The sequence below is a fragment of the Streptomyces sp. NPDC020597 genome (assembly GCF_044335095.1).
Classification (GTDB): Bacteria; Actinomycetota; Actinomycetes; order Streptomycetales; family Streptomycetaceae; genus Streptomyces.
In genome coordinates this window covers 203,766-225,593 of record NZ_JBIRUL010000011.1, presented here as the reverse complement: position 1 = coordinate 225,593, position 21,828 = coordinate 203,766, and the positions used below count along the sequence as shown (strand labels likewise).

Below are 21,828 nucleotides of genomic sequence, written 5' to 3'. Positions count from 1 at the left end.
CACCCGCACGGCGGGCCCACCGCACGCCACCGCGGGCCGACCGCCCATACAGCCGGCCGGCCCGCGGAGCGTCACGCGTCCAGGGACGTCATGACGTGCTTGATGCGGGTGTAGTCGTCGAAGCCGTAGCCCGAGAGGTCCTTGCCGTAGCCGGACTTCTTGAAGCCGCCGTGCGGCATCTCGGCGACCAGCGGGATGTGGGTGTTGATCCACACGCAGCCGAAGTCGAGCTTCTTGGACATCCGCATGGCGCGGCCGTGGTCCTTGGTCCACACCGAGGAGGCGAGGGCGTAGTCGACGCCGTTGGCCCACTCCACCGCCTGCTCCTCGTCGGTGAAGGACTGGACGGTGATCACCGGTCCGAAGACCTCGTTCTGGATGATCTCGTCGTCCTGCTTCAGCCCGGACACCACGGTCGCGGCGTAGAAGTAGCCCTTGTCGCCGACCTGCTTGCCGCCCGCCTCGACCTTGGCGTGCGCGGGCAGCCGCTCGATGAAGCCGGAGACCTGCTTGAGCTGGTTGGGGTTGTTCAGCGGGCCGTACAGCACGTCCTCGTCGTCGGGCTGCCCGGTCTTCGTCTCGGACGCGGCCTTCGCGAGCGCGGCCACGAACTCGTCGTGGATGGACTCCTGGACGAGGACCCGGGTGGCGGCCGTGCAGTCCTGGCCCGCGTTGAAGTAGCCCGCCACCGAGATGTCCTCGACGGCCTTGGCGATGTCGGTGTCCTCGAAGACGACGACCGGCGCCTTGCCGCCCAGCTCCAGGTGGACGCGCTTGAGGTCCCGGGACGCCGACTCGGCGACGGACATGCCCGCGCGCACCGAGCCGGTGATGGAGGCCATCGCCGGGGTCGGGTGCTCGACCATCAGCCGGCCGGTCTCCCGGTCGCCGGTGACGACGTTGAAGACGCCCTTGGGCAGGATCGAGCCGACGATGTCGGCGATCAGGACGGTGGACGCCGGGGTGGTGTCCGACGGCTTGAGGACGACCGTGTTGCCCGCGGCGATCGCCGGGGCGAACTTCCACACGGCCATCATCATCGGGTAGTTCCACGGCGCGACCTGCGCGCAGACGCCGACCGGCTCCCGGCGCACGATCGAGGTCATGCCGTCCATGTACTCGCCGGCCGAGCGGCCCTCGAGCATCCGGGCCGCGCCCGCGAAGAAGCGGATCTGGTCGACCATGGGCGGGATCTCCTCGGAGCGGGTGAGCCCCACGGGCTTGCCCGTGTTCTCCACCTCGGCCGCGATGAGCTCCTCGGCGCGCTCCTCGAAGGCGTCCGCGATCTTCAGCAGGGCCTTCTGGCGCTCGGCGGGGGTCGTGTCGCGCCAGCCCGGGAACGCCTCGGCGGCGGCGGCCATCGCGGCGTCGACGTCCGCCTGACCGGACAGCGGCGCGGTCGCGTACGCCTCGCCCGTCGCCGGGTTGACCACCTCGGTGGTCCGTCCGTCGGCGGCGTCCCGGAACTCGCCGTGGATGTAGTTGCGCAGACGACGCAGCTCGGTGCTCACTGCCGGCCTCCTGATCGGATTCTTGCTTCTGGGGGTGTCCATGTACTGAGACACCCACCCTAATCCGCCCGCCCGCGATTTCAACACCCCCGATCGGGCCTCGGCTGCGGAATCCGCAGATCTCGGTCACGTAAACAACGAATTTCATCGCCCCGACCTTGCGGAACTGTCGACCTGTCGTGCACAGTGACGTCGTGGCCAGTCGAAGCGCAGAGCACAGGGACTCCCGCGAGTCCAGGAACGGCAGCACCCCCCATCTGGATGCCGTGAGCCTCGCCATCATCGAGCAGCTCCAGGAGGACGGCCGCCGGCCGTACGCCGCGATCGGCAAGGCCGTCGGCCTGTCGGAGGCGGCCGTGCGCCAGCGCGTCCAGAAGCTGCTCGACCAGGGCGTGATGCAGATCGTCGCCGTCACCGACCCGCTCACCGTCGGCTTCCGGCGGCAGGCGATGGTCGGGATCAACGTCGAGGGCGACGTGGAGTCCGTCGCGGAAGCGCTCACCGACATGTCCGAGGTCGAGTACGTGGTGATGACCGCGGGCTCGTTCGACGTCCTCGCCGAAATCGTCTGCGAGGACGACGACCACCTGCTGGACGTCATCAACAAACGCATCCGGGCACTGCCCGGCGTGCGCTCCACCGAGAGCTTCGTCTACCTGAAGCTGAAGAAGCAGACCTACATGTGGGGAACCCGATAACCGTGAGGACCCGATAACCGTGAGCACCAAGGACCTCAGCCGCACCGCGTACGACCACCTGTGGATGCACTTCACCCGCATGTCCTCGTACGAGAACTCGCCGGTACCGACCATCGTCCGGGGCGAGGGCACCTACATCTACGACGACAAGGGCAAGCGCTACCTCGACGGCCTCGCCGGCCTCTTCGTGGTGCAGGCAGGCCACGGGCGCGTGGAACTCGCCGAGGCGGCCTCCAAGCAGGCCCAGGAACTCGCGTTCTTCCCGGTGTGGTCCTACGCCCACCCCAAGGCCGTGGAACTCGCGGAGCGGCTGGCCCACCATGCCCCGGGCGACCTCAACAAGGTCTTTTTCACCACCGGCGGCGGCGAGGCCGTGGAGACCGCCTGGAAGCTCGCGAAGCAGTACTTCAAGCTGATCGGCAAGCCGACCAAGTACAAGGTCATCTCGCGCGCGGTCGCCTACCACGGCACTCCGCAGGGCGCCCTGTCCATCACCGGCCTGCCGGCCCTGAAGGCCCCCTTCGAGCCGCTCGTCCCGGGCGCGCACAAGGTGCCCAACACCAACATCTACCGCGCCCCGATCCACGGCGACGACCCCGAGGCCTTCGGCCGCTGGGCCGCGGACCAGATCGAGCAGCAGATCCTCTTCGAAGGCCCGGACACGGTCGCCGCGGTCTTCCTCGAACCGGTCCAGAACGCCGGCGGCTGCTTCCCGCCGCCGCCCGGCTACTTCCGGCGGGTGCGCGAGATCTGCGACCAGTACGACGTGCTGCTCGTCTCGGACGAGGTCATCTGCGCCTTCGGCCGCCTCGGCACGACGTTCGCCTGCGACAAGTTCGGTTACGTCCCGGACATGATCACCTGCGCCAAGGGCATGACGTCCGGCTACTCCCCGATCGGCGCCTGCATCGTCAGCGACCGGCTGGCAGAGCCGTTCTACCAGGGCGACAACACCTTCCTGCACGGCTACACCTTCGGCGGCCACCCCGTCTCGGCCGCGGTGGGCCTGGCCAACCTGGACCTGTTCGAGCGCGAGGGCCTGAACCAGCACGTCCTCGACAACGAGGGCGCGTTCCTGTCCACGCTCCAGAAGCTGCACGACCTGCCGATCGTCGGCGACGTCCGCGGCAACGGGTTCTTCTACGGCATCGAGCTCGTGAAGGACAAGGCCACGAAGGAGTCCTTCAACGAGGAGGAGACCGAGCGCGTCCTCTACGGCTACCTCTCCAAGGCCCTGTTCGAGAACGGCCTGTACTGCCGGGCGGACGACCGCGGCGACCCGGTCGTCCAGCTCGCCCCGCCGCTGATCTCCAACCAGGAGACGTTCGACGAGATCGAGCAGATCCTGCGCGCCACGCTGACGGAGGCGTGGACGAAGCTGTGACGTCCGTTACATCCGTGACGTCCGTGACGTAGCCTGATCAGCTGATCAACACCGGCCCCGGAGTCTGCCGTTCGAGTGAGAAACGGCGGTCCGGGGCCGTGTGCTGTCCGGCCTCCCGCCGTCGCCTGCCTAGCGTGCCAGTGACCGATCGACCCTGCCTTCGTTCCCCCGCTCGGGGGATCGGCACGGGAACCACAGATCTGAACCGAGGTGTACGCCCATGGAGGCCCCGCCGGACAACGACGTGCTCTGGGCACGCTCCCTGCACTTCACGCACCCCGACGGCTCCCCCGGGCTGGCCGGGGTCTCGATGGGTGTGCGGGAGGGCGAGATCCTCGCCGTCAGCGGGCCCCGCGGCAGCGGCAAGACGACACTGCTGCGCTGTCTGTCCGGCCTGGCCTCCGCCCGCAGCGGCGAGGTCTGGTTCAACAGCCTCCCCGTGCACACCATGGGCGCCTCGGCCCGCGAACGGCTGCGCCGGGACCGCTTCGGCTGGATCGACCCGGTCCCGCTCCTCGTCCCCGAGCTGAACGTCTGGGAGAACGCCGCCCTGCCCCTCATGCTGCGCGGCACCAGCCGCCGGCGGGCCAAGGTCGCCGCGCTGGAATGGCTGGAACGCCTGGACATCGGCGACCGCTGCCGGCTGCGGCCGCACGAACTCACCCAGGCCGAGCGGCAGCGGGTCTGCATCACCCGGGCCCTGGCCCCGGCTCCCTCGGTCCTCTTCGCGGACGAGCCCACCGCGCCGCTCCACCGGGCGGACCGCGCCCACGTCCTGCGCACCCTGACCTCGGCCGCCCGCTCGCACGGCATCACCGTCGTGCTCGCCACCCACGACGCGCAGACCGCGGCCCTCGCGGACCGCACGGTCGCCCTGCTGGACGGGCGCCGGGTCAACACGGTCCATCTGCCGCCGGTCACGGAGCCGGAAGGCCGGGAAGCCGCGTGCTCGCTCGCCGTCTGACCCGCAGCGCCCACCCCGCCGTCCAGCTCCGCCGGCTCCTGGTGGCGGCGGCCTCGGCGGGCACCGGTTTCCTTCTGCTGAGCACCCTCGGCCACGCGCTCACCCACCCCGAGGCGTCGGCGTCCGCCGCGCTCCGGCTCGCCTGGTGTGCGGCGCCCCTGGCCGCCACCGTCTACTTCGCCAGGGCGGTCGCCCGCACCGACCCCGGCACCCGCCCGCGCCCGGGGCTGGCGGCGATCGGCCTGGGGCCGACCCGTCTGATGGTCGTCTCGGCGACGACGACGGCCCTGTCGACGCTGCTCGGCTCCATGCTGGCCCTGCTGCTCTTCCTCCACCTCCGCGGCGACCTCACGGGCATGCCGTTCGACGGGGCGGCGAGCGACTTCCTGGCGGCGAGCCGGCCGCTGCCCCTGCCGGCCGCGCTGACCCTGCTCTCCCTGGTGCCCGCGGCCTCGTCCGTGGCCGTGGCGCTGATGCTCCGGCCGAGGGACGCGCGCGTGGCGGCCCAGGCGACCCCGAGACTGCTCGGCCGCTTCACCGCACCCGGCGCGAACGGCCGGGGGGAGAGGTTCGGCGCGTACGGCAGATACGGCGCTCACCGCACGACGACGCCCCGCGCATCCCACGCACCCCACGCACCCCACGCCGGGAAGCCTCCGGCCGGCGCTCGGACCGCCGACGGTCAGGACGTCCCGGCCCTGGCCGGCGACCTGGCCCGGACGGCGGACGGCCCCGGCGCCCCGGGTACGCAAGAGCACTCCGCTCTGGGGGCCGCCGGCCACGAGCAGGGGACCGCGGCCGCTACCGCGATCGAGGAGGACCGTGCCGCCCGGGCCGCGGACCGCCGGGCAGCGGACGGCCCGGCGGGGAGCGGCCGGGCCGACGAGGGCCGGGGCCGCGGCACGCCCGACGGCCGCGCCGAGCCCGACGGCCGGACCGCCACCGGCGCGGTCGCCGACGCCCAGGACGCGCTCCGTCGCACCGTCCCCTCCGCCGTCGCCCGGAGCGCCCGTACGGTGACCGGACGCCTCGCCCGCCCCGACGGTCCGGACGCCCACCCGGCGAACGGCACGGACGCCGGGCCCGCCCAGGACGGGCGCGATCGACCCGAGAACGAACCGTCCACGAACGGACGTCCCGAGAACGAACGTCCCGCGAACGGACGGCCCGCCGACGGCCACCACGTCCCGGCGGCCGGGGAACACCCGCCCGTGGAGGGCCGCACGGCGGCTTTGCGCGGCGCGGCGGACCGCGCACCGCAGGGCTTGAGCGGCGAGGCCCCTCAGCCGGCGGAGGGCGACCCCGCGGGGGTCGCGGCCGGTCCCGGGTTCCATCCCCCGCAGAACCCTCCCGCCCCCGACCCGACCGCCCTCCCCTGGGGCGCCGCGCTGCTCGCCGCCGGCCTGGCGGTGGAGGGCTACGCGAGCCGCACCGCCGACGGCGGCGGAATCCCCCTGCCCGGCGGCCTGCCCGAGGGCCCCGCCGCCGTGTTCCTCGGCTGGGCCCTCACGGTCGTGGGCCTCGCCCTCGCGGGCCCGGGTCTCACCCATCTCTGCGGCCGCCTGCTGCAGGCGGCCCGTCCCGGCGCCCTGCGGCTCCTCGCGGGCCGCGGGCTGATGCAGGAGGCGTCCAGGATCGGCCGCCCGCTGGGCGTGGTCTGCGCCGTGGCCTCGGGCGCGTACACGATGACCGCGCTGTACGACCCGGCGGACCCGTCCTTCGGCCCGCTGTCCACCCTGGGCGCCGCGGTCGTGGCGGGCTGCACCGTCGCGACGCTCCTGACCTCGGCCGTGGAGGCGCGGCAGGCCCGTGCCGACACCACCGCCGCCCTGCTGCGCCTCGGCGCCCCGGCCAAGACCCTGCGCAGCGCCGCCGCCCTGCGCACCGGCGCCCTGCTGGCGCTCTTCGTCCCGCTCACCCTGGTCGTGGCCGAACTGGCGGCTCTCCCACTGGTCCGCTGAGACGCCGTCCCGAAAAAACCTCCCGCACCCCCGATGAGTTCGCCGGGACGCTCCGGTCTACCCCACCGAACAGCACATCCGAACGACACGAACCCCCTTGGGAGAGCGCGATGACCACCCCGGCCTACCAGCAGATGATCTTCGTGAACCTGCCCGTGAACGACCTCGACGCGTCGAAGAAGTTCTTCACGGAGCTCGGGTACGGGATCAACCCGCAGTTCAGCGACGACAACGCGGCCTCCGTGGTGATCAGCGACACGATCGTCGCGATGCTGCTCACCAAGCCGTTCTACTCGACCTTCACCAAGAAGGAGATCGCGGACTCCTCGAAGACCAGCGAGGTCCTCATCGCGCTGAGCGCGGAGAGCCGCGAGAAGGTCGACGAACTGGTGGACCGCGCGCTCGCCCTCGGCGGCTCCCCCAGCGGTCAGACCCAGGACATGGGCTTCATGTACGGCCGTTCCTTCGACGACCTCGACGGCCACACCTGGGAGGTCGTGTGGATGGACCCGTCGGCCGTCCAGGGCTGACCCTCACGCAGGTGTCCCGGTCCCGCACGCCGGCACCGGGCAGGGGCGGGCGCATCCGACGGCGCCCGCCCGGCCGTTCCTGCGGCGACCCGACCGGAAGCGGACTACGACGTCCCGTTTAAGCCTTGTTGACCGGATAGAGAAGGTCCGGGAGGCGCCGAAACGTCTCAGCGGTTAATAAGACGGCAAAGTCAACCCCCTGGGAGACTCCCCGGATTGACACTTCTTATGAAACGCTTATAGACCTGTGGGTCTGCTGGGGATGGTGACGCACTCGGCTCACCGGGGGCGCCATCTCCCCCTCCACCCCCCGCAGTTGCGCTTCCCGTAAAGGACAAACGTGTCCCTTTCCCGCCGTATCACCGCCCGTTCGGTGCGCATGCTCGGTGTCGCCGCCGCTTCCGCCGCCCTCGCGTTGAGCGCCTCGGGCACCGCGCTGGCCTGCGAGATAGGCGACTTCTCCGCCGCGGCCGCCTGCGACGGCGCCAAGGGCGTCATCACCGTCACCGACAAGGACGCCGCAGGCGTCCCGGCCGTCGTCACCGTCTTCCTCGAGAACAACGGCGCCGACCTCCGACAGGTCGGCGCGGAACAGATCGTCAAGGGCTCGAAGAAGGGCGTCACCGTCTCCTTCGCCGAGGACTGGGAGCCGGGCGCGATCTACCGGATCCACGTCAAGGCCGTGAAGGGCAAGAAGACCCTGGTCGACGCCGACATCAACCCCGGTGAGAACCTGACCACCCCGGCCAAGGCGTGCGCGGCCGACACCTCCACGCCGACCGGCACCCCGTCCTCGACGGCCTCCTCCACGCCGTCGGGCACCGTCTCGCCGCCGGCCGAGACGGCCACCGCCCTGCCCTCGCCGTCCGACTCGGCGAGCGACAGCGCCGCGCCCGGCACGCCCGGCGCACCCTCCGCGAGCAACGCTCCCTCGGCCGCGGTCCAGGAGTCGAACCTCGCCGAGACCGGCGCCAGTTCGAACACCGGCCTGATCGTCGGCGTGGCGGCCGCCCTGGTCGTCGTCGGCGGCGGTGCGGTGTTCTTCGGCATGCGTCGCCGCGGGTCCAGCCACCGCTGACCGCACCACGACCCGTGTGTCCGTGGCCCGTCCCCTCACCGGGGCGGGCCACCCGCATGCACGGGGGCAGGCGCTCGCATGAAGCGCGGCGGCTCGCGGTCCGGTCCGGCACCCGGCCGCGGCACACCGCGGGCGGCGGCCGATCAGCCCAGCACCACGATCTCGGCCGGGTCGAAGGAGACTCCCACGGCGTCGCCGACCGCGGGTGCGTCCCGCAGCGCGCACGCCGCCTCGAGCGTCGGCGCGTCCTGCGGCCGCAGGCGCAGGGCGACATGGGCGCCGCGGAAGGCGCGCGCGGCGACCGTGCAGCGCAGTCCCGCGTCCGCGCCCGCCAGGCGGACGCCGGCCGGCCGTACGAGCAGTGTGCGCGTTCCCTGACCGGAGCCGGCGGGCACCGGCACCTTCCCCCACGGCGTGACCGCCACCGCGCCCGTGACGGTCGCCTCCACCACGTTGTCGAAGCCGAGGAAACGCGCCACGAACGCGTCCGCCGGCCGCTGCCACACCTCCAGGGGCGTGCCCGACTGGGCGATCCGGCCGTCCCGCATCACCACGACCCGGTCGGCGAGCGCGAACGCCTCACCCTGGTCGTGCGTGACCGCGAGCACGGTCGTACCCAACCGGCCGAACAGCTCCCGCAGTTCCACCACGAGGCGCTCGCGCAGCGACCGGTCGAGCTGCCCGAGCGGCTCGTCGAGCATCAGCAGCCGGGGCCGCGGGGCGAGCGCCCGGGCCAGCGCCACCCGCTGCTGCTCACCGCCGGAGAGCGCGGCCACGGCGCGGCCGCCCGCCCCCGGCAGCCCGACCAGCTCGAGCAACTCCCGCACCCGGTCGCCCTGTCGGCCCTTCTGCATGCCGCGCATCCGCAGCCCGAAGGCCACGTTGCCGGCGACGTCCCGCTGCGGGAACAGCTGGTGGTCCTGGAACATCAACCCGAGTTCGCGCCGGTGCGCGGGGGTGCCGGCCTGGTCCCGTCCGTCGAGCCGGACCCGCCCGCGCTCCAGCGGCTGGAGTCCGGCCACCGCCCGCAGCAGGGTCGACTTTCCGCTGCCGCTGGGCCCGAGCACACATACCACCTCGTGCTCGGCGACCGCGAGATCGACTTCGTCGAGGACGGCGCGCCCGCCGAACCGCACCGTCGCGCGTTCCAGCTCCAGCAGCATCAGAACTCCCCCGTCCGGTCGGTCCGCAGCCGCTCCAGCACCAGCAGCGCCACCGCGCACACCACCATCAGAATCGTCGAAAGGGCCATTGCCTGGCCGTAGTTGAGCTCTCCGGCCCGGCCGAGCAGCCGGGCGACGGCGACCGGCAGGGTCGGGTTGTCGGGCCGCGCGATGAACACGGTCGCCCCGAACTCCCCCAGCGACACCGCGAAGGCGAACCCGGCCGCGACGAGCAGGGCCCGCCGCACCAACGGCAGGTCCACCTCCCGCCAGACCCGCCACGGGGACGCGCCCAGCACGGCGGCGGCCTCGCGCAGACGCTGATCCACCGCCCGCAGCACCGGCAGCATGGTCCGCACGACGAAGGGGACGCCGACCAGAGCCTGCGCGAGCGGGACGAGGATCCAGCTGGTCCGCAGGTCCAGCGGAGGCTCGTCCAGCGCGATCAGGAAGCCGAAGCCGACGGTCACCGCGGAGACGCCCAGCGGCAGCATCAGCAGCGCGTCGAAGCCGCGCACCAGCCGTCCGGCGTCCCGCCGGGTGAGCGCCGCCGCGGCGAGCCCGCCGACGAACACGGCGATGACGGTCGCGACGGCCGCGTACTCCAGCGAGTTGCCGATCGCGTCGATCGGCGGGACGAGGAAGACATTGCCTTCGTCGCTCGTCAGCGCCCGGTAATAGGCGAAGTCCGGGGCGTCGAACGAGCGTTGCACCAGCACCGCGAGCGGCAGCACCAGCAGCACGGCGATCGTGGCGAGCACCCCGGCGAGCAGCGTCCACTGCCCCGCACCGCGCGGCCGGCGCGCCGTGCCCGCCGCGTCGACGAGCCGCAGCGCGGACTCCCTGCGCCGCACCGTCCAGGCGTGCACGGCGAGGATCGCGCCCACGGCGGCGAACTGGACGATCGTGAGGACGGCGGCCGTCGGCAGGTCGAAGAGCTCGGAGGTCTGCCGGTAGATCTCCACCTCCAGGGTGGAGAAGGTGGGGCCGCCGAGGATCTGCACCACGCCGAACGAGGTGAAGGTGAAGAGGAACACCATCAGCGCGGCGGCGGCGACGGCGGGCCCGAGCGCCGGCAGGGTGACGGTGCGCCAGGCCCGCAGACGGGACGCGCCCAGCATCCTCGCCGCCTCCTCCTGGCGAGGGTCCAGCTGCGCCCACAGCCCTCCCACCGTCCGTACGACGACCGCGTAGTTGAAGAACACGTGCGCCAGCAGGATCGCCCACACCGTGGTGTCCAGCCGTACGCCCACCAGCGCGTCGAGCAGCCCGCCACGGCCGACCAGCGCCAGGAAAGCCGTGCCGACCACGACGGTCGGCAGCACGAAGGGCACGGTGACGACGGCCCGCAGCACCTGTTTTCCGGGGAAGTCGAGCCGCGCGAAGACATAGGCGGCGGGCAGCGCGACCAGCAGGGTCAGCGCGGTGGAGGCCAGCGCCTGCCAGAGGGTGAACCACAGGACGTGCCGGATGTCGGACTGCGCGAGCACGTCCCACAGCTGCCCGAAGCGCCAGGAGCCGTCGCTGTCGAGCCCGCGGGCGACGATCGCAGCGACCGGGTAGGCGAAGAAGATCGCGAAGAACGCGACGGGCACGGCCATGAGACCGAGCCGCGCCGCCGCGCTCCCCCGGGAGCCCCGGGCTCCCTTGGTCGGGGCTACTTCAGTACGAGCGAGGTCCACGACTTGACCCACTGGTCGCGACGGTCGGCGATCTTCGCCGGGTCCATGGTCTCGGGGTGCTCGGCGGCGGGCCCGTACTTCGTGAACTCGGCGGGCACGGCCGCGCCCTTCACCACCGGGTAGACGAACATGTTCAGCGGCATGTCCTGCTGGAACTCCTTGCCGATCAGGAAGTCGATCAGCGCCTTGCCGCCCTTGGCGTTCGCCGCGTTGCTCAGCAGCCCGGCGAACTCGACCTGCCGGAAGCAGGTGCCGGTCGCGACGCCGGTGGGCGCGGTGGCCGGCTTGGGGTCGCCGAAGACCACCTCGGCGGGCGGCGAGGAGGCGTAGGAGACGACGAGCGGACGGTCGCCCTTGGCCTTCTTGCCGCCGGCGGACCCGGAGAACTCCTCGGTGTAGGCCTGGTCCCAGCTGTCGACGACCTTCACGCCGTTCGCCTTGAGCTTCTTCCAGTAGCCCTCCCAGCCCGTGTCGCCGTACTGCGCGGCGGTGCCGAGCACGAAGCCGAGACCGGGCGAGGAGGTGGAGGCGTTCTCGGTGACGAGGAGGTCCTTGTACACGGGCTTGACCAGGTCGTCGAAGGTGGCCGGCGGGGCCAGCTCGTGCTCGGTGAAGTACGCCTTGTCGTAGTTGACGCAGATGTCGCCGAAGTCGATGGGCGTCACGCGGTGCTTGCCGGCGTCCAGCTGGTACTGCGCGCCGACCTGGTCCAGCCCCTTCGCCTCGTACGGCTGGAACAGCCCGTTGTCGAGGCCGCGGGAGAGAAGGGTGTTGTCGATGCCGAAGAAGACGTCGCCCTGCGGGTGGTCCTTGGTGAGGATCGCCTTGTTGACGGCCTGCCCGGCGTCGCCGTCCTTGAGGACCTTCACCCGGTAGCCGGACTGCTTCTCGAAGTCCGCGAGCACGTTCTTGGAGACGGCCCACGAGTTGTGGCTGACCAGGGTGACGGTCTTGGAGTCCGTCTCGCCCTTCCCGTCCCCCGACGACCCGCAGGCGGTGAGGGCGACCAGGCCGAGCCCGACGGCCGCGGCGACGAAGGTCTTGTTCTGCACTGGATTTCCTCCTGGGACGGACCAGGAAGAGACGCGGCCCTGCCCGGGATCCGCGCGGGACCCCGGGCAGGGCGCAACAGCTCGAGTGATGACCGAACTTCCTACCCAGAATGACCTGGGCGAGGTTCAGAGGGTCTGCGGCCCGGTTGCCGCACTCTCAGCGCTGTGGCGCTCCCCTGTCGGAATATGAAGATGTCCGAATCTGATGACGTGATGTGGCCAGATTACCTCTCGGTGGCCGCGAGCTGACCACAGGCTCCGTCGATCTCCTGGCCACGGGTGTCGCGGACGGTGACCGGCACCCCGTGCGAGGCGATCGCCTCGACGAACGCCTTCTCGTCCTCGGGCCGGGAGGCCGTCCACTTCGAGCCCGGGGTCGGGTTCAGCGGGATCAGGTTGACGTGCACGGGCTTGCCGCGCAGCAGCCGGCCGAGCCGGTCACCACGCCAGGCCTGGTCGTTGATGTCGCGGATCAGCGCGTACTCGATGGACAGCCGGCGGCCCGACCGCTCGGTGTACTCGAACCCGGCGTCCAGCACCTCGCGCACCTTCCACCGCGTGTTCACGGGGACGAGCGTGTCGCGCAGCTCGTCGTCGGGGGCGTGCAGGGAGATCGCGAGCCGGCACTTGAAGCCCTCGTCGGCGAACCGGTGGATGGCCGGCACCAGCCCGACCGTCGACACGGTGATGCCCCGCTGCGACAGCCCGAGCCCGTCGGGCGCCGGGTCGGTGAGGGCGCGCACGGCCCCCACGACCCGCTTGTAGTTGGCGAGCGGCTCGCCCATCCCCATGAACACGATGTTCGACAGCCGCGCCGGCCCGCCGGGGACCTCGCCGTCCCGCAGCGCCCGCATCCCGTCGACGATCTGGTGCACGATCTCGGCGGTGGACAGGTTCCGGTCGAGGCCCGCCTGCCCGGTCGCGCAGAACGGACAGTTCATCCCGCACCCCGCCTGCGAGCTGATGCACATGGTCACCCGGTCCGGGTACCGCATCAGCACCGACTCCACGAGCGTGCCGTCGAACAGCCGCCACAGCGTCTTGCGCGTGGTCCCCTGGTCCGTCGACAGATGCCGCACGACCGACATCAGGTCCGGCAGCAGCGCCTCACGCAGCTTCTCGCGGGAACCGGCGGGGATGTCGGTCCACTCCGCCGGGTCGTGCGCGTAGCGCGCGAAGTAGTGCTGCGAGAGCTGCTTGGCACGAAACGGCTTCTCCCCGACCTCCGCCACGACCTCCTTCCGCTCGGCGGGCGAGAGATCGGCAAGATGCCGCGGCGGCTTCTGGGCTCCGCGGGGGGCGACGAATGTAAGTTCTCCGGGCTTCGGCATAACACGACCAGTGTCGCAGATCATCTCCGGGGCCCCAGGCCGGAAGGGGGTGGGGGTGGTCACCCTCGGGTGCCGACCGTCAGCGCTGGTCGGCTTCGCACGGCCCAGGGACGGCCCAGCGTGGTACTCGGTCGGAGCCTCGTGGCGATGTCAGTGCCAGTGTGGTGGTGCAACGGCCATACGACTCCCTGGTAGGGATCATGAGAGCCGAAACGAGACTTCCATGCCGACGGCGCAGTGCCGGGCCTGCTGCGCCCCGGCTTCCCGATTACCTCGTCGTAGCAAGCGCTGGCCGACGGCTCACCGGTGACCCCAGTAACCTGATCCAATCCAAACCTGGGGGGCTTGTGCGAACAATATCGACCGCCGTGACGGCGGCCCTGGCATGCCTGGCGCTGGGGGCTGCCTTGGCCAGCTGCACAGACGCCAGCACTGCGGAAGAGCTCTCCGCCGAACAGATGCTTGACGACGCGAATGCCACCATGCGCGCTCTCAAGTCAGTGACCATCGACGCGGCCACCACCGTGACCGTCGGTGATGATTACTCCAGCCAACTGACGACCGACCTCAAAGACAAGTGTGCGTTCAAGACGACCTCGGCCACAGGTGCCAGCCTCGAGCAGATCCGGATAGGCGAGACGGACTATGTCCGCCCGAATCGCGCTTACATCGAGCAGTCAGGCCGTGGCATGGCTGGCTCGAAGGAGCAGAGTCGCTGGATCAAGACTCCTTCCAGCGAGGCGCGGCCAGGGGACGGGCTCACCCAATGCACGTACTCGTTCACCTCCTTTGGCGTAGCGACGAAGGGCGAACCGACCAAGGTCAACGGCGGCCGGGCAATTCCGTTGGTGGTGACCGACAAGGCGGATAAGGGTGGCTCCTACACCTTTTACGTTGCCGCCAAGGGCACGCCGTACATCCTCAAGGTCGTCTACAAAGGCACCAAATATCACTCCACCACCTCGTTCAGCGCCTTCGATGCGCCACTGGACGTGCGGCCCCCGGCGAAGGCCGACGTTTTGGATATGAGCGGCATCGGTCGATGAGGGGGCACGTCAAAACGTCAAAGAGCTGTGAGCCCCGATAGCGCCTGATCCCGAGTACGACTGAGGTCGGCGGAGCGGCTTTGGGCTGGAGCTGCTTTGGGGGGAGTGATCATGGCCCCGTAAGCTGATGGCGAGTCGGGCAGTCTGTGGACCGGCCCGTAAAGCACGACGTCGGGGCCATGATCTTCGAGGCTCCCCCAAAGTGGCTGCCTAAGAGGCCGCGCGGATAGGCAGTCGACGGGGTGAGTGGCAGATGAGGCAGGCACAGGTTCCGTGATCATGGAGTTGCGACGCTCGTGATCACCAAGGAGACCTGTGCCTGTGCTGCCATCATGGCTGACCGAACCGCTCTGGGACCAATTCGCCGCGCTGCTGCCGCCACGGCCGGAGTTCGATCCGGCCCATCCGCTGGGCTGTCATCGCCGCCGTGTCGCCGACCGGATCGTGTTCGACAAGCTGCTGCAGGTCCTGCGCTTCGGCTGCTCCTACGAGGCGATCGCTGACACAACCTGTTCGGCCACCACGATCCGAGGCCGCCGCGACGAGTGGATACGTCTGGGCCTGTTCGCCCGGTTGAAGCAGATCGCGCTGGAGGCCTACGACCGCATCGTCGGCCTGGTCCTCGACCGGATCGCGGTGGACGGCGCGATCACCAAGGCCCCCGGTGGGGGCGAGGCGGCCGGGCGCTCCCCTGTCGACCGGGGTAAGCAGGGCATGAAACGCTCCGCGATGACCGATGGTTACGGTATCCCGCTCGGCCGCGTCCGGGCCGGCGCCAATCGCCACGACTCGCCGCTCCTGGCCCCGACCCTGGACCTGCTGGGCGGACTCGGGCCACTGCCGGACGACATCACCGTGCACCTCGATGCCGGTTACGACTCCGCCGGCACCCGCACCGACCTGGACCGGCGGGGACTGCACGGACAGATCGCCCACAAGGGCGAGAAGACGCCGATCCAGGCGAGCAGGCGGTGGCACGTCGAGCGCACCCATGCCTGGCAGAACGCCTTCCACCGCCTGGCCCGCTGCTACGAACGCCGCACCATTGTGATCAACGCTTTCTTCGACCTCGCCGACACCGTCATCACCGTCCGCAGTCTGATCCGGCGGGCGTGGACCACGCACCGCTGGGACGGCCGCCCGCGGCGCCGCCGGTGACTCAACTCTTCTCCCGTGGCTCCTCGTTCGTCTGCTGCACGCCGTCCAGATCATCGGCGTAGTGCTCGATCGCCCGCCGATAGTCCTGCACCCGACGGTCGCTGCTGGTGACGGCCAGCGTCTTCAGCAGCAACCGCACCGCCTCGCGGCCCTCACCCTCGTTGTACAGCGCCATGGCCAGGAAAGCCTGCAGCGCCGGATCGTCCGGGAACTCCTCGAGCCCGTGCCGCAGGGTTTGCACGGCCTGCCCGTAGGAGCCCAGGACCCGGTGAGTGCTCCCCAACCCAAGGAAAGCCCCGTGACGATCCTCCGGAGACAGGCCCGCACCGCCCAGGGCCCGCTCGTAGAAGGGCACGGCCTCGCGCTCCAGGCCGAGAACATCGTGCGCCCAAGCCGTCTGGTAGGCGATCTCGACATCCTCGGGATACTGCTCGGACAGCTCCACCAGTTGTTCCCTGGCCTGCCCGGCCTGGCCCTGTTCCCGCAATTGAACCGCTCGCGCCAGCACCGCGGCCCTCTCATGATCATCGCTCATGTCGCCCTACGCTGACACACCCCGCCAGATCAGCAAAGCACCGCCCTCGCCGCAACCAGCATCCGGGACCATTCCGCGCGAGCTCTAAAGCCGTGGAAGCTGCGTGACACCGGCTTCCACCCCATCGATGGCGCGCGTCATCTGGAGACGTCGGGTGGCCGGCATGTCTCGTAAGGCCGTCGCCCATCACTCCGGGGCCGTGTACGAGGCAGAGCAACGCGGCCTCACGGCGGAGCTGGCCGTCTACGAGCAGGAAGACTCGCCTGTCCTGGACGCCCTGATCTTCGCCGACATGACGACGGGACCCACAGGGCAGTCCTTCGACTTCGGCCCCGCATTGACGAGATCCTCGTCCGTTACGATCCGGGCAGCGAGGTGCACAACGCGATCAGCAAGGCGCGGCCATACCTCGGCGCTGCTGTCGAGCGAACGCGTAGCCGCCTTGGGGTCAGCACCTGATCACTCGGTCAACGGGACTGACCGTGTTGCTGCAGCGCTGCGCCGGCGCGGAAGCGTAGCCGTCCGCAGCGGTCTTTCTCCTCGTCAGACGCGTCGGCGGGGCAGCAGCAGTGCTCGGCCAACCAGCGCAGGTCGTCAGGGTCCAGCCAGAGCGGCACTCGGCCCTTGTCCGCCTCCGTCGACGGATCGGTCTCCCTCATGGCCGGACCCTGCCGACGCCTTCAGCCGACGTAGGGCTCTGCCCGGCCGGGATGGATGTTCAGGCCGTTCAGTCTGTTCGGGTCGACGAACGCCGCTTCCTTGCTCTCGCTGCTGGTGCGAAGCTCGACCCCGGTGATCCGGGCCGTGAAGCAGACAGGGAACTGCTGCCGGACTTCGCTGTCGTCGTAGGCCATGACGTGGCCAGGGTCGGTGCAGAGGCCGGCCGGACCCTCACCTCGACGTGGCTCGGATCAGAGGCTCCAGCCGCTGCGGCCGCCCAGGCCGTGCGGCCCGTTGCCCGGGGCGACCTTGGCGAGGTCCCGGCTGTCCGGTGTGCGGCCCCTGCCGGGGATGAGGCGGTCGTCCTCCGGCAGCACATCCGGCTCCGCCCGTCGTTTCGGCGCCAGGCACGCGCCGAGGTCGTTCACGCAGCCGGTCAGCTTTCTGACGTTCAGGGAGTGCACCGCCTGGCCGACGATCTCCGTCAGGTCGTCCAGGATGAGGAGGGGCGTCGGGTGCAGGAGGTACTTGCCGAGCTTGACCGCCCGCTCCAGATACTCGTTGCCCTCCGCAGCACGTGCGGCGAGCTCCCCCGCCCAGCCCTCCGGGGAGGCCGTCGGCAGGACGAGCTTGCCCAGCGCGTCGAACCCGTCGGCCGCGCCCCTCTCGCCGACGTTCTCGCGTCCCACCGCATTCTGCACGGCCGCCAGGGCGAGGTCCTGCTCACCCCAGTTGTAGGCGCGCAGGAGAACCGCCAACTCGCCGGCGTGCGTGACGAGCTTCTTCTGCTGGACGGTGTCGAGGGGGACGGAGGCCAACGGCAGGCCCAGCAGCTCCGCGGTCGCCCTCTGCAGTTCCCACACCTTCCGCTCCCGGGCGGCATTCCTCTGCGGGTCGTCGAGGAGCCGAGCCGCCTCGCGCGCCGTCCGCAGCAGATGCAGGGCACGGAGTTCCCGTTTCTGTCTCGTCATCGGTGCGAAGGTGATCGGCCGCTCGCCGGCGCTCCCGGTCGTGCCCGCTGTCATGTGCGCCCCCTCGCGATCCCACACGTCGGAGATTCGAAGTTAGCGGCCGTGCGGCGCCGACGGGTGATCAATGCGACGGCGGAGTCGGAGGGTTCGAGAAAGGCGGAAGAGGCCGAAGAGGCCGAAGAGGCCGAGGAGCTGGTTGGCGCCCGCAGGCCGGCCGTCCCGACGACGACGGGCCCCGCCCTGAGTGATCAGGACGGGGCCCGCACGGGCGTCGACGAGTCGTACGTCAGCTCGAACCCGCGAACAGGACGAACAGGGCCCAGACCACCGGTGCCGTCGGCAGGAGGCTGTCCAGGCGGTCCATGATGCCGCCGTGGCCCGGGAGCAGCGTGCCCATGTCCTTGATGCCCAGGTCCCGCTTGATCATCGACTCGCCCAGGTCGCCGAGCGTCGCACTGACCGCCACGGCGAAACCGAGCACCAGCCCCTGCCACCAGGTGCCGTCGTCGATCAGGAACTGCATGCACAGCGCACCGGCGACCATCGCGAACGACACCGCGCCGAACAGACCCTCGCGGGTCTTGCCGGGGCTGATGCGCGGGGCGAGCTTGGTCTTGCCGAAACGCCAGCCGACGGCGTACGCGCCCGTGTCGCTGACGACCGTCAGAAGCAGGAAGATCAGGACGCGGAAGGCGCCGTCGTCGGCGGTGAGCATCAGGGCGACGAACGTGGCCAGGAACGGGACGTAGAAGGCCGCGAAGACGCCGGCGGTGACGTCCTTGAGGTAGCCCTCGGGCGGTTCGGTCATGCGCCAGACCAGCACCGCGAGCGCGGTGAGGGCCATGGCGACCCAGGCGCCCTCGGGACCCCGGACGTATCCGGCGACGACCATCGCGGCCCCGCCGACCGCGAGCGGCACGAGCGGCGCCCTGATGCCCTTGCGCTCCTGCAGCCTGCTGGTCAGCTCCCACAGACCCACGACGACGGCGACCGCTATCACGCCGACGAAGACGGCCTTGACGACGAACAGCGAGGCCACGATCACGACGCCGAGCCCGACGCCGACCCCTATGGCCGCGCCCAGGTCTCGGCCCGCGCTCTTCTTCTGCGGCGCGGGCGCCGGGTGAGGGGCGTCGGGCATGGGCTCCGGATTCTGCGGCACCGCCGCAGGGGGCTGTGCCGACGGGGTGTCGTTACCGCGGGCGGCGTCGCCGTAGGACTGGGTGCCGTAGGGCGCGCCGCCGTAGTTCTCGTCTCGGAACAGGGGGCCGCCCGGCCGAGCGGCCCCCCGGTCGTCATCCTGGTGACCGCCGTGTGCGGGTACGTCGGGGACGATGGGCATGGGGCGAGTGTGCTGCGCCTCAGGCGCATCGTACGCGGGACCCGCCGGGGCGGCCCCCTGGACAGGGCCCCGCCCCTGGTCGACGGGCCCCCAGTGCCCGGCCCTCGGTCCGGCGTGCGGCGGTGAGCCCCAGGAAGAGTCGTTCATCAGACCTCGAGCAGCTCTGATTCCTTGTGCTTCAGGAGCTCGTCCACCTGGGCGACGTACTTCGCGGTGGTGTCGTCGAGTTCCTTCTCCGCACGACGGCCCTCGTCCTCGCCGACCTCGCCGTCCTTGATCAGCTTGTCGATCGCGTCCTTGGCCTTGCGGCGGACCGCGCGGATGGACACCTTGGCGTCCTCGCCCTTGCCCTTGGCGACCTTGATGTAGTCGCGGCGGCGCTCCTCGGTCAGCTCGGGGAACACCACGCGGATGATGTTGCCGTCGTTGCTCGGGTTGACGCCCAGGTCGGAGTCGCGGATCGCCTGCTCGATGTTGCGCAGCGCGGTCTTGTCGAACGGCGTCACCACCGCCATGCGCGGCTCCGGCACGGAGAACGAGGCCAGCTGGTTGATCGGCGTCGGTGCGCCGTAGTAGTCGGCGACGATCTTGTTGAACATCGCCGGGTGCGCACGGCCGGTGCGGATCGCGGCGAAGTCCTCCTTGGCGACGACGACGGCCTTCTCCATCTTCTCCTCGGCCTCGAGGAGGGTCTCTTCGATCACCACTTGCTCCTGCGTGTCTTGAGTAGGCCCGGCTGCGGATCCTTGCGGGGGCGGCGGCCGGCTGCGTCGCGTCTTCTTCCTGCACGGTTCCCGACCGGCAGGACATTGTCCATCCCCCGACCAGGGTCCGCCCCCCGGTCAGGTGTTGTCGTACGTAACCGGGATTTCACCGGTCAGGCTCGGCCGCCCTGCTCGTCCACGAGCGTGCCGATCTTCTCACCCTTGACGGCGCGAGCGATATTGCCCTCCGCGAGAAGCTCGAAGACGAGGATCGGGAGCTTGTTGTCCCGGCACAGCGTGACCGCCGTGGCGTCCGCGACCTTCAGCTCGCGCGTGATGACCTCGCCGTAGCCGAGGGCGTCGAACTTGACGGCCGCAGGGTTGGTCTTGGGGTCGGAGTCGTAGACGCCGTCCACGCCGTTCTTGCCCATGAGCAGCGCCTCGGCGTCGATCTCCAGGGCGCGCTGCGCGGCGGTGGTGTCGGTGGAGAAGTACGGCATGCCCATGCCGGCGCCGAAGATCACCACACGGCCCTTCTCCAGATGCCGCACGGCGCGCAGCGGGATGTACGGCTCGGCGACCTGGCCCATGGTGATAGCGGTCTGCACCCGGCTGTCGATGCCCTCCTTCTCCAGGAAGTCCTGGAGGGCGAGGCAGTTCATGACGGTGCCGAGCATGCCCATGTAGTCCGAGCGGGCGCGGTCCATGCCGCGCTGCTGGAGTTCGGCGCCGCGGAAGAAGTTGCCGCCGCCGATGACGACCGCGATCTCTGCGCCGTCACGCACGACCGCCGCGATCTCGCGGGCGATCTTGTGCACCACGTCGGGGTCCACGCCCAGGCCCCCACCGCCGGAGAACGCCTCTCCGGACAGCTTCAGCAGGAACCGGCCGTGTACCTTGCCGTCGTCGCTCTTCTGGGCCTTGGTGGTCATGGGAGTTCCCGCCTCTTTCGCGTGGTGCACAAACGAAGAAGACCACTGCCGGTGGGGTGTCGTTCGCATCCCATGCGCGGCAATGGCCTCCTCGTCAGATCTGCTGTCGTCCGCCACGCGTGCGCGTGACGGCGTACCGGACGACTGCACCCGACCCTATCGGGCCGACGCGTCGATCGCGGTACGGACTCAGATGCCGACCTTGATGCGCGAGAAGCGCTTCAGGGTGACACCGGCCTCGTCCAGAATCTTCTGGACCGACTTCTTGTTGTCCAGCGCGTACGGCTGGCCGAGCAGCGTGGCGTCCTTGAAGAAGCCGTTGAGGCGACCCTCGACGATCTTCGGCAGGGCGGCCTCGGGCTTGCCCTCGGCGCGGGTGGTCTCCTCGGCGACGCGGCGCTCGGACTCGACGACCTCGGCCGGCACGTCCTCCTTGGAGAGGTACTTCGGCGCGAAGGCGGCGATGTGCTGGGCGACGCCCTTGGCGACCTCGGCGTTCGGCTTGTCCAGCTCGACGAGGACACCGATCTGCGGGGGCAGGTCGGGCATCGTGCGGTGCATGTACGCGGTGACGTAGCCGTCGGTGAACTGCGCGAAGCGGTCCAGCACGATCTTCTCGCCGAGGTTGGCGTTGGCCTCGTCCACGAACGCCTGGACGGTCTTGCCGGCCTCGATCTCGGAGCCGAGCAGTGCCTCGATGTCGGCCGGGGCGGTCTTCGCCACGTGCTCGGCGATCGCGTTGGCGACGGCCTGGAACTTGTCGCCCTTGGCGACGAAGTCGGTCTCGCACTTCAGCTCGACGATGACGCCGGAGGAGTTGTCGTCGGCGATGATCGAGACCACGGCGCCGTTCTCGGCGGAGCGGCCCTCGCGCTTGGCGACGCCCTTCTGGCCCTTGATGCGGAGCGCCTCGACGGCCTTGTCGACGTTGCCCTCGGCCTCGTCCAGCGCCTTCTTGCAGTCCATCATGCCGGCGCCGGTGAGCTCACGGAGCTTCTTGACGTCGGCGGCGGTGTAGTTCGCCATGATCTGTGAATCTCTCTCGGAGTTCGAAGTCTCGAAGATCTACGAAGATCTGCGGGCTGTGGGTGGACGGCGGGCGGCACTCCCGGTGCCTCCCGCCGTC

The 21,828-nt window shown here is 70.4% G+C and carries 19 protein-coding genes, 3 pseudogenes and 1 riboswitch; of the genes and pseudogenes, 9 read left to right on the top strand and 13 right to left on the bottom strand.

Going from position 1 to position 21,828, the window contains the following annotated elements; genetic code table 11:
• Positions 1–71: 71 nt before the first annotated feature.
• Positions 72–1,511 carry a gamma-aminobutyraldehyde dehydrogenase gene (locus ACH4ZA_RS21455; protein ID WP_319281963.1) on the bottom strand — a complete coding sequence of 480 codons (1,440 nt, stop codon included), beginning with the start codon at positions 1,509–1,511 and terminating at the stop codon, positions 72–74.
• Positions 1,512–1,690: 179 nt separating this feature from the next.
• Here ACH4ZA_RS21455 and ACH4ZA_RS21450 point away from each other — a divergent pair, with 179 nt between their 5' ends.
• The 7 genes and pseudogenes from ACH4ZA_RS21450 to ACH4ZA_RS21420 all read left to right on the top strand — a co-directional run bounded on the left by ACH4ZA_RS21450 (position 1,691) and on the right by ACH4ZA_RS21420 (position 8,126).
• Positions 1,691–2,209, top strand: a complete 519-nt coding sequence (locus ACH4ZA_RS21450) for an Lrp/AsnC family transcriptional regulator (RefSeq protein WP_266725932.1) — start codon at positions 1,691–1,693, stop codon at positions 2,207–2,209.
• 19 nt (positions 2,210–2,228) lie between these two features.
• Positions 2,229–3,593, top strand: a complete 1,365-nt coding sequence (locus ACH4ZA_RS21445) for an aspartate aminotransferase family protein (RefSeq protein WP_319281957.1) — start codon at positions 2,229–2,231, stop codon at positions 3,591–3,593.
• A gap of 220 nt (positions 3,594–3,813) precedes the next feature.
• Positions 3,814–4,557 (top strand): ATP-binding cassette domain-containing protein, encoded by a 744-nt coding sequence (locus ACH4ZA_RS21440; protein WP_319281954.1) that lies wholly within the window; start codon positions 3,814–3,816, stop codon positions 4,555–4,557.
• Positions 4,539–5,069 (top strand): annotated as a pseudogene (locus ACH4ZA_RS21435) (hypothetical protein); the annotation flags it as partial. The gene ACH4ZA_RS21440 and the pseudogene ACH4ZA_RS21435, both read left to right, overlap by 19 nt.
• A gap of 765 nt (positions 5,070–5,834) precedes the next feature.
• Positions 5,835–6,518: pseudogene (locus tag ACH4ZA_RS21430) on the top strand (hypothetical protein); the annotation flags it as partial.
• Between the two features lie 110 nt (positions 6,519–6,628).
• Positions 6,629–7,048: a VOC family protein gene (locus ACH4ZA_RS21425; protein ID WP_319281951.1), complete on the top strand. Its 420-nt coding sequence runs from the start codon at positions 6,629–6,631 to the stop codon at positions 7,046–7,048.
• Between the two features lie 340 nt (positions 7,049–7,388).
• Positions 7,389–8,126 carry an LAETG motif-containing sortase-dependent surface protein gene (locus ACH4ZA_RS21420; protein WP_319281948.1) on the top strand — a complete coding sequence of 246 codons (738 nt, stop codon included), beginning with the start codon at positions 7,389–7,391 and terminating at the stop codon, positions 8,124–8,126.
• A gap of 143 nt (positions 8,127–8,269) precedes the next feature.
• Here ACH4ZA_RS21420 and ACH4ZA_RS21415 read toward each other — a convergent pair whose 3' ends face one another.
• The 4 genes from ACH4ZA_RS21415 to rlmN form a co-directional block, all read right to left on the bottom strand.
• Positions 8,270–9,289: an ABC transporter ATP-binding protein gene (locus ACH4ZA_RS21415; RefSeq protein ID WP_398430965.1), complete on the bottom strand. Its 1,020-nt coding sequence runs from the start codon at positions 9,287–9,289 to the stop codon at positions 8,270–8,272.
• Complete coding sequence (locus tag ACH4ZA_RS21410; RefSeq protein ID WP_398430964.1) at positions 9,289–10,971, bottom strand: ABC transporter permease; 1,683 nt, start codon at positions 10,969–10,971, stop codon at positions 9,289–9,291. Before ACH4ZA_RS21410 ends, ACH4ZA_RS21415 begins: the two co-directional genes overlap by 1 nt.
• A complete protein-coding gene (locus ACH4ZA_RS21405) occupies positions 10,947–12,023 on the bottom strand; it encodes a thiamine ABC transporter substrate binding subunit (RefSeq protein WP_398430962.1) in 1,077 nt (358 codons plus the stop codon). Before ACH4ZA_RS21405 ends, ACH4ZA_RS21410 begins: the two co-directional genes overlap by 25 nt.
• A gap of 80 nt (positions 12,024–12,103) precedes the next feature.
• A riboswitch (TPP riboswitch) is annotated at positions 12,104–12,211 on the bottom strand.
• Between the two features lie 36 nt (positions 12,212–12,247).
• Entirely contained in the window at positions 12,248–13,354 is a 1,107-nt protein-coding gene (gene rlmN, locus ACH4ZA_RS21400) for a 23S rRNA (adenine(2503)-C(2))-methyltransferase RlmN (RefSeq protein WP_319281937.1), read from the bottom strand.
• Positions 13,355–13,722: 368 nt separating this feature from the next.
• Between rlmN and ACH4ZA_RS21395 the strand changes: the two genes are divergently transcribed.
• Both ACH4ZA_RS21395 and ACH4ZA_RS21390 read left to right on the top strand, forming a co-directional pair.
• On the top strand, positions 13,723–14,400 hold the full coding sequence (locus tag ACH4ZA_RS21395; RefSeq protein ID WP_398430961.1) for a hypothetical protein: 678 nt from the start codon (positions 13,723–13,725) through the stop codon (positions 14,398–14,400).
• Between the two features lie 315 nt (positions 14,401–14,715).
• Positions 14,716–15,558 carry an IS5 family transposase gene (locus tag ACH4ZA_RS21390; protein WP_398430959.1) on the top strand — a complete coding sequence of 281 codons (843 nt, stop codon included), beginning with the start codon at positions 14,716–14,718 and terminating at the stop codon, positions 15,556–15,558.
• A gap of 1 nt (position 15,559) precedes the next feature.
• Here ACH4ZA_RS21390 and ACH4ZA_RS21385 read toward each other — a convergent pair whose 3' ends face one another.
• The 8 genes and pseudogenes from ACH4ZA_RS21385 to tsf all read right to left on the bottom strand — a co-directional run bounded on the left by ACH4ZA_RS21385 (position 15,560) and on the right by tsf (position 21,728).
• A complete protein-coding gene (locus tag ACH4ZA_RS21385) occupies positions 15,560–16,093 on the bottom strand; it encodes a tetratricopeptide repeat protein (RefSeq protein ID WP_319279715.1) in 534 nt (177 codons plus the stop codon).
• 467 nt (positions 16,094–16,560) lie between these two features.
• On the bottom strand, positions 16,561–16,752 hold the full coding sequence (locus ACH4ZA_RS21380; protein ID WP_319279716.1) for a hypothetical protein: 192 nt from the start codon (positions 16,750–16,752) through the stop codon (positions 16,561–16,563).
• A gap of 21 nt (positions 16,753–16,773) precedes the next feature.
• Positions 16,774–16,983, bottom strand: a pseudogene (locus ACH4ZA_RS21375) (NUDIX hydrolase); the annotation flags it as partial.
• 21 nt (positions 16,984–17,004) lie between these two features.
• Positions 17,005–17,724 carry a hypothetical protein gene (locus ACH4ZA_RS21370; protein WP_398430958.1) on the bottom strand — a complete coding sequence of 240 codons (720 nt, stop codon included), beginning with the start codon at positions 17,722–17,724 and terminating at the stop codon, positions 17,005–17,007.
• Positions 17,725–18,010: 286 nt separating this feature from the next.
• A complete protein-coding gene (locus ACH4ZA_RS21365) occupies positions 18,011–19,213 on the bottom strand; it encodes a phosphatidate cytidylyltransferase (RefSeq protein WP_319279718.1) in 1,203 nt (400 codons plus the stop codon).
• Positions 19,213–19,770, bottom strand: a complete 558-nt coding sequence (frr, locus tag ACH4ZA_RS21360; RefSeq protein WP_057580535.1) for a ribosome recycling factor — start codon at positions 19,768–19,770, stop codon at positions 19,213–19,215. The genes ACH4ZA_RS21365 and frr overlap by 1 nt, the downstream gene beginning before the upstream one ends.
• Before the next feature lie 173 nt (positions 19,771–19,943).
• Positions 19,944–20,702 (bottom strand): UMP kinase, encoded by a 759-nt coding sequence (gene pyrH / locus ACH4ZA_RS21355; RefSeq protein ID WP_107441700.1) that lies wholly within the window; start codon positions 20,700–20,702, stop codon positions 19,944–19,946.
• A gap of 189 nt (positions 20,703–20,891) precedes the next feature.
• Positions 20,892–21,728: a translation elongation factor Ts gene (gene tsf / locus ACH4ZA_RS21350; protein ID WP_319279719.1), complete on the bottom strand. Its 837-nt coding sequence runs from the start codon at positions 21,726–21,728 to the stop codon at positions 20,892–20,894.
• Positions 21,729–21,828: the final 100 nt, after the last annotated feature.

Coding starts and splice junctions, on each gene's coding strand:
- pyrH (WP_107441700.1), bottom strand. CDS start 20,702: ATGACCACCAAGGCCCAGAAGAGCGACGACGGCAAGGTACACGGCCGG.
- ACH4ZA_RS21365 (WP_319279718.1), bottom strand. CDS start 19,213: ATGAACGACTCTTCCTGGGGCTCACCGCCGCACGCCGGACCGAGGGCC.
- tsf (WP_319279719.1), bottom strand. CDS start 21,728: ATGGCGAACTACACCGCCGCCGACGTCAAGAAGCTCCGTGAGCTCACC.
- rlmN (WP_319281937.1), bottom strand. CDS start 13,354: ATGCCGAAGCCCGGAGAACTTACATTCGTCGCCCCCCGCGGAGCCCAG.
- ACH4ZA_RS21425 (WP_319281951.1), top strand. CDS start 6,629: ATGACCACCCCGGCCTACCAGCAGATGATCTTCGTGAACCTGCCCGTG.
- ACH4ZA_RS21370 (WP_398430958.1), bottom strand. CDS start 17,724: ATGACGAGACAGAAACGGGAACTCCGTGCCCTGCATCTGCTGCGGACG.
- ACH4ZA_RS21385 (WP_319279715.1), bottom strand. CDS start 16,093: ATGAGCGATGATCATGAGAGGGCCGCGGTGCTGGCGCGAGCGGTTCAA.
- ACH4ZA_RS21380 (WP_319279716.1), bottom strand. CDS start 16,752: ATGAGGGAGACCGATCCGTCGACGGAGGCGGACAAGGGCCGAGTGCCG.
- ACH4ZA_RS21440 (WP_319281954.1), top strand. CDS start 3,814: ATGGAGGCCCCGCCGGACAACGACGTGCTCTGGGCACGCTCCCTGCAC.
- ACH4ZA_RS21415 (WP_398430965.1), bottom strand. CDS start 9,289: ATGCTGCTGGAGCTGGAACGCGCGACGGTGCGGTTCGGCGGGCGCGCC.